At 72.4% G+C, this 11,498-nt stretch carries 11 protein-coding genes; all 11 read right to left on the minus strand.

Annotated features, from left to right (window positions below; all coding sequences use genetic code 11):
* Positions 1 to 42: 42 nt before the first annotated feature.
* Positions 43 to 1,200: a 3-dehydroquinate synthase gene (gene aroB, locus ACFWEJ_RS21650; RefSeq protein WP_377231253.1), complete on the minus strand. Its 1,158-nt coding sequence runs from the start codon at positions 1,198 to 1,200 to the stop codon at positions 43 to 45.
* A complete protein-coding gene (locus ACFWEJ_RS21655) occupies positions 1,197 to 1,778 on the minus strand; it encodes a shikimate kinase (RefSeq protein ID WP_377231262.1) in 582 nt (193 codons plus the stop codon). The genes aroB and ACFWEJ_RS21655 overlap by 4 nt, the downstream gene beginning before the upstream one ends.
* Positions 1,779 to 1,813: 35 nt before the next feature.
* A complete protein-coding gene (gene aroC, locus ACFWEJ_RS21660; RefSeq protein WP_377231254.1) occupies positions 1,814 to 3,043 on the minus strand; it encodes a chorismate synthase in 1,230 nt (409 codons plus the stop codon).
* A gap of 208 nt (positions 3,044 to 3,251) precedes the next feature.
* A complete protein-coding gene (locus ACFWEJ_RS21665; protein ID WP_377231255.1) occupies positions 3,252 to 3,755 on the minus strand; it encodes a deaminase in 504 nt (167 codons plus the stop codon).
* 10 nt (positions 3,756 to 3,765) lie between these two features.
* A complete protein-coding gene (locus ACFWEJ_RS21670; RefSeq protein ID WP_377231256.1) occupies positions 3,766 to 4,686 on the minus strand; it encodes a shikimate dehydrogenase in 921 nt (306 codons plus the stop codon).
* Between the two features lies 1 nt (position 4,687).
* Complete coding sequence (mltG, locus tag ACFWEJ_RS21675; RefSeq protein ID WP_377231257.1) at positions 4,688 to 5,713, minus strand: endolytic transglycosylase MltG; 1,026 nt, start codon at positions 5,711 to 5,713, stop codon at positions 4,688 to 4,690.
* 316 nt (positions 5,714 to 6,029) lie between these two features.
* Positions 6,030 to 7,169 carry an endolytic transglycosylase MltG gene (gene mltG, locus ACFWEJ_RS21680; RefSeq protein WP_377231258.1) on the minus strand — a complete coding sequence of 380 codons (1,140 nt, stop codon included), beginning with the start codon at positions 7,167 to 7,169 and terminating at the stop codon, positions 6,030 to 6,032.
* A gap of 51 nt (positions 7,170 to 7,220) precedes the next feature.
* Positions 7,221 to 7,778: a Holliday junction resolvase RuvX gene (gene ruvX / locus ACFWEJ_RS21685; protein ID WP_377231259.1), complete on the minus strand. Its 558-nt coding sequence runs from the start codon at positions 7,776 to 7,778 to the stop codon at positions 7,221 to 7,223.
* Positions 7,779 to 7,782: 4 nt separating this feature from the next.
* Entirely contained in the window at positions 7,783 to 10,476 is a 2,694-nt protein-coding gene (gene alaS / locus ACFWEJ_RS21690; protein ID WP_377231260.1) for an alanine--tRNA ligase, read from the minus strand.
* A 172-nt stretch (positions 10,477 to 10,648) separates the two neighbouring features.
* Positions 10,649 to 10,903, minus strand: a complete 255-nt coding sequence (locus ACFWEJ_RS21695; protein ID WP_182615642.1) for a hypothetical protein — start codon at positions 10,901 to 10,903, stop codon at positions 10,649 to 10,651.
* Complete coding sequence (locus ACFWEJ_RS21700) at positions 10,900 to 11,304, minus strand: DUF948 domain-containing protein (protein WP_377231261.1); 405 nt, start codon at positions 11,302 to 11,304, stop codon at positions 10,900 to 10,902. Before ACFWEJ_RS21700 ends, ACFWEJ_RS21695 begins: the two co-directional genes overlap by 4 nt.
* Between the last annotated feature and the right edge of the window lie 194 nt (positions 11,305 to 11,498).

Here is an 11,498-nt window from a genome sequence, read left to right on the forward strand (position 1 = left end):
GGAGGCTCAAAGCGAAGAAACCCGGGCCTCGAAGGGGAGGGGTCAGCCCAGCGTCAGCGTGACCGGGGTGCCCGGGCCCCTCGTCGGCGGCTCCTTGGCCACCTCGGCGTACGCGGCGGCCAGCAGCGTCGGGTCGGGGCCCTCCAGCCGCACCGGCTTGGCGACGTCGTCCAGCACCACGAACCGCAGCAGGTCGCCGCGCGCCTTCTTGTCCCGGCGCATCGCGGCGAGCAGCTGGTCCCAGCGGTCGCCCCGGTAGTGCACCGGGAGCCCGAGGGAGTCCAGGATGGAGCGGTGCCGGTCGGCGACGTCGTCGGGGAGCTTGCCGGCCATGCGGGCGAGCTCGGCGGCGAAGATCATGCCGACGCTCACCGCGGCGCCGTGGCGCCACTGGTAGCGCTCGACGAGCTCGATCGCGTGGCCCAGCGTGTGCCCGTAGTTGAGGATCTCGCGCAGGCCGGCCTCCTTCAGGTCCTCGCCCACCACCTCGGCCTTGACCCGCACGGACCGCTCCACGAGCTCGGCGATCACGGCCCAGGTGTCGTCCGTGGCGTCGGCGCCCGCCCAGTTGCGCAGCTCGTCCACGTGCGCCTCGACCAGGTCGAGGATCACCGGGTCCGCGATGAAGCCCGTCTTGACGACCTCGGCCAGGCCCGCGACGAGGTCCCACTTGTCCAGCGAGCCGAGCGCCGCGAGGTCGCACAGCACTCCGGCCGGCGGGTGGAACGCGCCCACGAGGTTCTTGCCCTCGGCCGTGTTGATGCCCGTCTTGCCGCCCACGGCCGCGTCGACCATCGCGAGCAGCGTGGTCGGCACGTGCACCACGCGGATGCCACGCAGCCAGGTCGCCGCCACGAAGCCGGCGAGGTCCGTGGTCGCTCCCCCGCCGACGCCGACGATCGCGTCCGAGCGCGTGAAGTCGAGCTGCCCGAGCAGACCCCAGAGGAACGCCGCCACCTGCGGCGTCTTGGCCGACTCGGCGTCCGGCACCTCCGCGACGAACGCCTCGTAGCCCGCCGCCTTGAGGTCCTCGGCGATCGCGTCCGCCGTCGCCGACAGCGCGGCAGGGTGGATCACCATCACCTTGGCGGCCTTGCCCACCAGCCCCGGCAGCTCACCCAGGAGGTGGCGGCCGATGACGACGTCGTAGGGAGCGTCTCCCCGGACCGTGATCCGGGTGGGGGCGCTGTCGGTGCTCACTGGACGTTCTCCTCGCTCTTGCTCTCCTGGGCGTGTTCCTCGGCCCGCTTCGGGTCCATCAGCTCCGGCACGCGCAGCTGAAGGCCGAGGGCCTCGATGATCTCCGCCGCGACCTGCTCGCCGGGCCGGTCGCTCGACACGATGGTCAGCGTCGCCAGGCGCTCGTAGGTCGGACGCCGCTCGGTCATCAGCTTCTGCCACTGCGCCCTCGGGTTGCCCAGCAGCAGCGGCCGGGCCTGGTTCATGCCGACCCGCTGGGCCGCGACCGCCAGCGGCACGTCGAGGAAGACGACGTGCCCGCCCTCGGCCGCGTACCGGGTCAGGGCCGCCTGCGTGGCCAGGCTCATGACGGCGCCGCCGCCGAGCGACACCACGCCGTCGTGCTCCGCGAGCGCTGCGAGCACGGCCGCCGACTCCAGCTCGCGGAAGTGGGGCTCGCCGTCGTCCACGAAGATCTCGCTGACGGGCTTGCCGGCGCTCTCCTCGATGTCCGCGTCGGTGTCACGGATCGTGACGCCGAGGCCGGCGGCGAGCGTGCGGCCTACCTTCGACTTGCCGGAGCCGGGCGGTCCGATCATGACGGCGACCGGGCGGGTCGCGTCGGCGGAGCGCGTCACTGGAGCAGCTCCGGGATGGCGGCCACGTAGGACCCGAGGTTGCGGCGCACCTCGGCCACGGAGTCGCCGCCGAACTTCTCGACGGCCGCCTCGGCCAGGGTGAGGGCCACCATCGCCTCGGCGACGACGGCGGCGGGCGGCACCGCGCAGACGTCGGACCGCTGGTGGTGGGCCGTGACGGGCTCGCCCGTGGCGGTGTCCACGGTCGGCAGCGCCCGCGGGACGGTCGAGATGGGCTTCATCGCGGCGCGCACGCGCACGATCTCGCCGTTCGACATGCCGCCCTCGATGCCGCCGGCGCGGTTGGTGGTGCGCTCGATGCCGGGGCGGCCGTCGGGCGCGGTGCCGCGGACGATCTCGTCGTGCGCGGCGCTCCCGCGACGGCGCGCGGTGCGGAAGCCGTCGCCGACCTCGACACCCTTGATCGCCTGGATGCCCATGAGGGCCGCGGCGAGCCGCGCGTCGAGCCGGCGGTCGCCCTGCACGTAGGTGCCCAGGCCGGAGGGCACGCCGTAGGCGAGCACCTCGACGACGCCGCCGAGGGTGTCGCCGTCCTTCTTGGCGAGGTCGATCTCCTCGACCATGAGCTTGGAGGAGGCGGCGTCGAAGCAGCGCACCGGGTCGGCGTCCAGCGCCGCGACGTCGTCGGGGGTCGGCAGCGCCGCGTCGTCGGGGGCCTCGGCCTCGCCGATGGCGACCACGTGCGAGACGAGGCGGATGCCGAGCGCCTGCTCGAGGAACTTGGCGGCGGCCACGCCGAGCGCCACCCGGGCCGCGGTCTCGCGCGCGGAGGCCCGCTCCAGCACGGGCCGCGCGTCCTCGAAGCCGTACTTGCGCATGCCGATGAGGTCGGCGTGCCCGGGACGCGGGCGCGTCAGCGGCCGGTTGCGGGCCACCTCGCGCTCGTCGCCCGTGCCGGCGTCGACCAGGAGCGCCTCGGCGGCCACCGGGTCGGCCGACATGACGTCGGTCCACTTGGGCCACTCCGTGTTGGCGATCTCGATCGCGAGCGGCCCGCCCTGCGTGAGGCCGTGGCGCAGCCCGCCGAGCACCCGCACCTGGTCCTGCTCGAACTTCATCCGGGCGCCGCGGCCGTAGCCGAGGCGGCGGCGCGCCAGGGCGCCCTGGATGTCCGACGTCGTGAGCTCCACCCCGGCGGGCAGACCCTCCATCATGCCCACGAGTGCGGGACCGTGCGACTCACCCGATGTCAACCAACGCAGCATGGTCGGATTGTTTCACGCGCATGACGGGGTCGGCGCACCGGTCCGGTGGGCGACACACCGACGGTCCCGGCGATCCGGCGTCGGCGTGTCGCGCGGGGCAGAGACGTGGCTCCCGAGGAGGTAACGGAGACGTAGCAGTGCTCACTCTCCGTAACCCTCCCGGGAGGGTGACGTCGTCCCCGAGAGGCCAAGGCGCCAGCCCCCGAGGTCAGCCCGACGCCAGACCTGCGCACCATTCCCGCATACCGGCAGGACGAGTCTCGTCAGCGGCGTACCGGCGGAACTGGTCGCGGATCTGGTCCTCCCCATAGCCGCCGACGATCTCTCGCGGAGGCTTGAAGAACGCCAGCTCGTTGGCCGGCTTCCAGTGGCGCATCAGGTCGACCCCGCCGTCGTCGGGCGACCACAGTCCGAAGCAGATCCGGTCGACCCGGAGAGTCACGGCAGCGCCGAGGCACATCAAGCACGGCTCGAGGTTGACCGCGAGCGTGAGCGGCTCGCGCTGCGGGCCGAGGCCGAGCGCGCGGTCCGCCGCTTCCATGGCCAGGAGATCGGCATGCACGATCCGACGCCGCTGCCGAATCTCCTCCGTGTGCGCCCGGCCGACGACGACATCGCCCAGCAGGACGACGGCGCCGATCGGCATCTCACCCTTCGCCAGCCCGACCTCAGCGACCTCGATCGCGAGACCGACCGCGTCCTCGGGCGACATCGAGGGCCGGTCAGGCTGGGACGGCCAGGGCCGCGCGGAGGGCCTCGTCCATGGCCGACAGCGGCGCCACGTGTCCCGTCATCAGGCGCACCTGCTCGGCCGCCTGGTGCAGCAGCATGCGCTCGCCGCCCACGGCGCGTGCGCCCAGCGCCGTCCACGCGGACTGCAGGGCGGTGGGCCGGGGGTCGTAGACGACGTCGAGCAGGACGCCGCGGGGCGCCGCGCCGCGGTCGCCGTCGGTCAGCAGCTTCGCCCAGGTGTCGGCGGCGTACTTCGGCGTCGTGGAGACGACGGCGTCCGCGGTCACCAGGGCCGACGTCGTCGCCGTGTCGTCGAACACCTCGAACGACGGGGTCACGCCCATCCGGGCAACGGCCGCGCGCAGCGGGCCGATCCGGTCCAGGGAGCGCACGAAGACCCGCGCCGACGGGCAGCCCAGCTCGGCGAGGGCTGCCAGGGCCGACGCCGCGGTCGCTCCCCCGCCCAGGACCACGGCCTCCGCGACGGGGCGCGCACCCGCGCCGGCACCCACGCCCGCGCCGCTGCCCGCGCCCAGCCCCTCGCGGAGCGCCGCCACGATGCCGTGCACGTCGGTGTTCGTGCCGGTGGTGGTGACCGCACCGCCGACCGCCGTGAACAGCACCGTGTTCACGGCGCCGACCGCCTCGGCGAGCGGATCGACGTGGTCGAGCAGCGGGATGACCACCTGCTTGAGCGGCATGGTCAGGCTCAGCCCGGCCCACGCCCGCGCCGGGTCGCGGTCGACGTCCTCCAGGAAGCCCGCGAGGGTGTCCTCGGTGACGTCGTGCACGCCGTAGTCCCAGCCGTCCAGGCCCAGGGCCCGGTAGGCCGCGGTGTGCAGCACCGGGGACAGGGAGTGCGCGACGGGGTGGCCGAGCACGGCGGCGCGGCGCGAGGGGGTGGTGCTCATGTCAGTAGCCGTTCTCCGCTGCCCAGGCCTGGTACTCGTCCTTGAAGGCAAGGAACTCGTCGTAGTTGTCGGTGAACTTGGTCTCCTGCGTCTCCAGGTTCACGGTCACGTACCACCGCCAGGCGCCTGCCGGCGGGTTCATGACCGCCTCGAGCGACGCGTTGCTGGGGGCGCCGATCGCCGTCGGGGGCAGGCCCGCGACCACGCGCGACGCGTACGGGAACGACTTGTCCTGGAACTCCTCGGAGGTGATCAGGTGCGACGGCTTCTTGCGCCCGTAGGAGTCGATGGCGTCCAGCCCGAGCGGCTCGCCCGCCGCGAGCCGGTTGTCGATCACCCGCGCCACCTCGCCCCGGTACTTGTCCGGCGCCTCGCGCTCGACCAGCGACGCCTTGATGATCAGGTCGTTGCGCTGGTCCTCCGGCACCTTCAGCGCCTTGAGCTCACTGACGGTCAGGGCGACCATCTGCTTGAGCACGTCGGCCGCGCTCACGGTGTCGGGCTTGGCGTCGTACGTGCTCGCCGCCAGCCAGCCCTCCAGCTCTCCCCCGGCCTCAGCGGGCAGGCCGAGCGCCGCCGGGTCCGCGAGGGCCGCGTCCACGTCCGCCTCGGGCCAGCCCTGCTCGACCATCGTGTCCTTGATCTGCGACACGGTGTGGCCCTCGACGACGGTCAGGCCGCCGCGGTCGACCTTGTTCTCCGCGAGCAGCGCCACCGCCGACTCGGCGCTCATCTGCAGCTTCATCTGGTGCGTGCCCGGCTGGATGCCGCCGGCGGCCGGGTTGGCGTTGAACGCCCGGACGAACGCCTCGGCGCTCGCCACGACGTCCTTCGCCTCGAGCTCCGCGCCGATCGTGTAGCCGTTCGCCGCCTCGGGGACGTCGACGGCCACCGGCTCGCCGCCGGTGCCCTCGTAGTCGGCGGCGGCGAGCGGCGTCTCGATCCCGAAGAGGTAGCCGTCGTTCTTCACCGTCCACGCGCCCAGGCCGCCCACGACCACAATCGCGGCGACGACGGCGATCAGCACCGGGCGGCGCAGCGGGCCGCGTCCGCCGCCACGGCCGCCGCTCCGACGTCCCTGGCGGTGGCTGCCGTCGCGGTCCCCCCGGCGACCGCGCGAGCCGCTGGCGTGCCTCGGTGGCCCCTGATAATTCACTCCCGGAAGGGCCTGGGTCACGCGCTCGCTCCATCCTCTACGGTGCGCGGATCACTGGACGAACCACGCTGGTCACCAACCGGGAACACGACACTGCAACCGCACGTCACGATCGCATCACGGGCCGGGTGCCGCGAACGCTACCCCGATCCGTACATTCCCGGCCAACTCCGGGGATTCGTCACCCTCAGCCGTTGGCCGCCTGCCAGTCGCGGAGCTCCTGCTGGTAGGCGAGGTGCTGTTCGTAGGTCTCCGAGAACTTCGTCTCGCCCGTGTCGAGGTTGACCGTGATCCAGTACTTCCAGTCGCCCGGCGTCGGGTGCAGCACGGCGTCGATAGCCGTCTCCCCCGGGCTCGCGATCGGACCCGGCGGCAGCCCCGTGTGCTCGTACGTGTTGTACGGGTTCTTCTCGTTGCGCAGGTCCTCCTTGGTCAGCTCGGTGCCGGGCTTGCCCGCCCCGTAGGCGACCGCGGCGTCGATCTGGAGGATCATGCCGTCCTCGAGCCGGTTCTCGATCGCGCGGGCGATCTTCGGCTTGTCCTCCGCGTGCAGGCCCTCCCGCTCCACCAGCGAGGCCTTGGTCAGCACGTCCTCCCAGTCGCCGCCCGGGACGTCCTTCTTGCGCAGGGCCTGCTCGGTGCGGTCGACCATCGCCGTGAGCAGCCCGACGGCGGTGTCCTTGTCGGGCTTGAGCGCGTAGGTGCCGGCGTAGAGCCAGCCCTCGGCGTCGCCCCCGGCCTGCTTGGGCAGGCCGAACTTGGCCGGCTTCTTCAGCGCGGCCTCGAAGTCCTCGGCGGGCAGGCCGGTGACCTGCACCGCGCGCTCGACGATCTGGTCCACCGTGTAGCCCTCGGGGACGGTGAGCTGGAGGTCCACCATCTCGTTCTTCACGAGCAGGGCGACGGCGTCCCGCGCGGGCATCTCCTCGAGCATGGCGTGCGTGCCGGGGCGGATCGACATCGAGTCCGGGTTGGCCTCGAAGGCCGTGGTGAACGCCGACACGCTGGCGACCACACCGGCCTTGTACAGCTCCTGGCCCATGACCGTACCCGTCGCGCCGTCGGGGATCTCGACCTCGACCTGCTCGCCGCCCGGACCCGGGAAGTCCTTGGACTCCAGCGGGTTGGTCAGCCCCGTCAGGGAGTCGAGGTTGCTCCAGATCGCGTAGCCCGACCCGCCCACCAGCACGAGGGCGACGAGCAGCACGATCACCGCGCGGCCGCGCTTGTTGCGCCGACGCCGTCGCTGCGCCCTCCGGCCTGATCTCGGCCCGGGGAACGAGGGATCTGCCTGGGAGCGCGGGGGCGCCGTGAAGAGGTCCGTCACCGGAGACTCACTGTCCTTCGTCGGGGGTGTCCTTGGGGGGTGGCGCTGGGTTCATTCGTGCGTGTCGTGCACGGTCCGCACCTCGACGAGCTCGCCGGCGCGCTCCCCCTTCGCCCGCTCCGCGTCTAGTGCAGATTGCAGAATGATAACGGCTGCGGCCTGATCGATCACGGACCTGTGCTTCTTGGATTTTCTGCCGGCCGCGTGGAGCGCCTGGTGCGCCGACACGGTCGTCATCCGCTCGTCCACCAGACGCACCTCGACGCGCTCGCCGGCCGCGGCCAGCGCGACGGTCAACCGGGCCGCGAACTTGCGGGCGTCGGCGGTGGCCGCGCCCTCCTTACCGGACAGGTGCCGGGGCAGCCCCACATAGACGACGGCGGCGAACCGCTCCACCGCCTCGTCCACGATCCGCGTGACGTCGGCGGTGGTGCCCTCTGCGCTTCGCGCCCCCTGCTTCGCGCTCGCCAGCACCCGTGGCACGGTCTCCACGGGCGTGGCGACCAGCCCGTCCGGGTCGCTCGCCGCCAGCCCGATCCGGGCCATGCCGACGTCGACCCCGAGCCGGGCCCCCCGTGGGAGGCCCGGCTCGGTCCCGGTGTCCGTCACGACGTCAGGCGCCCACGGCGGCCAGGCGCACGCCCTCGGCGATGCCCGCCAGGGCCTCGCCCAGCTTGGCCGGGTCGGTGCCGCCGCCCTGGGCCATGTCCGGCTTGCCGCCGCCGCCACCGCCGAGGGTCTGGGCGGCGGTGCGCACCAGGTCGCCGGCCTTGTAGCCGGCCGCACGGGCGGCGGCGTTGGTCACGACCACCACGACAGGGCGGCCGCCCGACACGCCGCCGGCGGCGGCCACGACGGGCTCGGCTTCGCCGAGGCGGCCGCGCACGTCGAGCACGAGCGCGCGCAGGTCGTCGGCCTGGGCCTCGCCGGCGTCGTGCGTGACGACGCGGACGTCGCCGACGCGCGGGGCCTCGGCGGCGAGCTTGCCTGCGACGGCCAGGAGCTGGCCCTGCCGCAGCGTGGCGAGCTCCTTCTCGGCCTCCTTCAGGCGCGTCACGAGCGAGCCGACCCGCTCGTGCAGGTCCTCGGGACGCGTGTTGAGCAGGCCGGTGAGCTGGCCCACCAGGGCGTGCTCCTTGGCCTGGAAGCCGTAGGCGCCGTCACCTACCAGGGCGTCGACCCGGCGCACGCCGGAGCCGATGGACGACTCGCCCAGCAGCGTGACCCGGCCGAGCTGGCCGGTCTGCTTGACGTGCGTGCCGGCGCACAGCTCGCGCGACCAGTCGTCGCCGATCGAGACCACGCGCACGACGTCGCCGTACTTCTCGCCGAACAGCGCCATGGCGCCGGCCTCGCGGGCCTTCGCGATCGGCATGAGCTCGTCGGTCACGTCGAGGTTGTCGGCGAGGCGCACGTTGACGCGCTCCTCGATCTCCGTCAGGGCGGACGCCGAGACGGCGGACGGCGAACGGAAGTCGAACCGGATGCGGCTCGGGGCGTTCTCCGAGCCGGCCTGGGTGCGGTCCGGGCCGACGAGCTCGTGCAGGGCCTTGTGGATCATGTGCGTGGCCGAGTGGGCCCGGCTGATGGCCTTGCGGCGGGAAGTGTCGATCTGCGCCGTGCCCGGGTCGCCGAGCGCCACCGTGCCCTCGATCAGGCGGCCGCGGTGCACGTTCAGGCCCTTGATGGGGCGCTGCACGTCGTCCACCTCGATGGTGGCGCCGCCGTCGAGCACGATCGTGCCGTGGTCGGCGAGCTGGCCACCGGCCTCGGCGTAGAACGGCGTGCGGTCCAGCACGACCTCGATCTCGGCCGGGGCCGTGACGGCCGGGGCGGGCACGCCGCCGGTCAGCAGGCCGGCCACGCGCACGGAGGCGTCCGTCTGCGTGTACCCGAGGAACTCGACGGGAGCGGTGAGCTCCTTCTCCAGGGCCTCGTAGGCGGCGACGTCGGCCCCGCCGGTGCGCTTGGCCAGCGCGTCGGCGCGGGCCCGGGTGCGCTGCTCCTGCATGAGCGAGCGGAAGGCCTGCTCGTCCACCTGCACGCCCTGCTCGGCGGCCATCTCGAGGGTGAGGTCGATCGGGAAGCCGTAGGTGTCGTGCAGCTGGAAGGCGGCGTCGCCCGGCAGCACCAGGTGGTCGCCGCCCTGCTTCTTCAGGTTGGCGACGGCGTTGTCGAGGATGCCGGTGCCCGACACGAGGGTACGCCGGAAGGCCTCCTCCTCGGCGTAGGCGACGGCCGAGATCTGCTCGAAGTTGGTGCCCAGCTCCGGGTAGGAGGGGGCCATCGCGTCCTTCGAGACCGGCAGGAGCGACGGCAGGGCCACGCCGTCGACGCCGAGCAGGCGCATCGCGCGCACGGAGCGGCGCAGCAGCCGGCGCAGCACGTAGCCGCGGCCCTCGTTCGAGGGGCGCACGCCGTCGCCGATGATCATCAGGGCCGAGCGGACGTGGTCGGCCACGACGCGCATCCGCACGTCGTCCTCGTGGTTCTCGCCGTACTTCTTGCCACTGAGCTTCTCGGCGGCCTCGATGACGGGGAAGACCTCGTCGATCTCGTACATGTTGTCCTTGCCCTGGAGCAGGAAGGCAACACGCTCGAGACCCATGCCGGTGTCGATGTTCTTCTTGGCGAGCTCGCCGACGATCCGGAACTCTTCCTTCGACTTGACCTCGTCGATGGCGTACTGCATGAACACGAGGTTCCAGATCTCGACGAAGCGGTCGCCGCCCTCGTCGATCAGCGGGCCGCCGTCGGGGCCGTAGGCGGGGCCGCGGTCGTAGAAGATCTCCGAGCAGGGGCCGGCCGGACCGGGCTGGCCGGTGGACCAGTAGTTGTCCTTCTTGCCGAGGCCCTGGATGCGCTCGTCGGGCAGGCCGACGATGTCCTTCCAGAGCTGGCGGGCCTCGTCGTCCTCGTAGTAGACGGTGACCCACAGCTTGCCCGGGTCGATGCCCAGCTTGCCGTCCTCCAGCGAGCCCGTCAGGAAGTCCCAGGCGAACCGGATGGCGTCGGCCTTGAAGTAGTCGCCGAACGAGAAGTTGCCGTTCATCTGGAAGAACGTGCCGTGCCGCGTGGTCTTGCCGACGTCGTCGATGTCGAGCGTGCGCACGCACTTCTGCACGCTCGTGGCGCGCGTCCACGGCGGGGTCTGCTGGGCCGTCATGTACGGGATGAACGGAACCATGCCCGCGATGGTGAACAGCGTCGACGGGTCCGGCGAGATCAGCGACGCCGACGGCACCACCGCGTGGCCCTGAGCTTCGAAGTAGTCGAGCCAACGCTTGCGGATCTCGGCGGTGCGCATGAGGTCAGTGGTCCTTCTTCTCGGTCGTACTGGTGGGTCGTACTGGAGGGTCGTGCTGGTGGGCCGCGCCGGAGGGTGCACAAATTCTGGTGCGCGACGCGCGTCCGGGCACGTGCCTATTCTGCCGCTGGTAGCGCGGCAGACGGAAACTGAAAGATCCGGCGGGGTCCCGCTACCGCTGGTGGCGCTGCAGCTCGCCGCGCAGGGACGCCATCAGCTCCGCCTCGCGCTCGGCGCGCGCCGTCGTGAACTCCGAGCGGAACGTGCGCGCCATCTGGTTCAGCCGGACGCCGGCGTCGTCCACGGCGGCCGCCGCGCGCTCGCTGACGGCCTCGGGCGTGTACCGCGCGACGACCTGGCGGCCCTTGTGGATCACGACGACGGTGACGGCCACGCCCACGCCGACCCAGAACAGGCGGCGGATCATGCCTCGGCCCCGGACGCGTCCGGTTCGGTGTGCCGGCCGCCGCCGCCCTTGGCCTGCCCGAACGCCTGCCGCACCCCGTAGGAGAAGGCCGCGACCTTGACGAGCGGCTTGCCCAGCGTCGCCGCGTACAGGCCCGTCAGCGCGGAGACGTTCTCGCTGACCGACGCCGCCGACGTGGTGATCGTGTCGACCTTGACGAGCTGCGTGTTCGCGGAGGCGACGGTGCTCGCGGCCTCGTCGAGGATCGGCACCGAGTGCTCGGTGACGTCACGGACGCTCAGCCGCGCCTCGTCCAGGAGCTTGCCCAGCTTCCACAACGGGACGGCGAGAAAGCCCACGAGGAGCACGAACGCGATCGCCGCGATCAGTCCCGCCACGTCTCCGATGTCGCCGAGGGTCATGCGCAAGCTCCTGCCTGAAGGTTCGCAGATGTCCGGCACAGACGTCTCGCTGACGTCTGCCGGGGTCGACGATCACCCTATCCCCCTGGCGGCCCCCCTCGCCCGTCGCCCCGCCGGGCCCACCGGCACCGGCCGGGTCGCCGGCAGGCCGTCGAACGTAGGTGTGGTCGCACTCTGAGGGCTCAGAGTGCGAC

Origin of the sequence: Promicromonospora sp. NPDC060204 (assembly GCF_042728455.1) — a bacterium.
Taxonomy (GTDB): domain Bacteria; phylum Actinomycetota; class Actinomycetes; order Actinomycetales; family Cellulomonadaceae; genus Promicromonospora.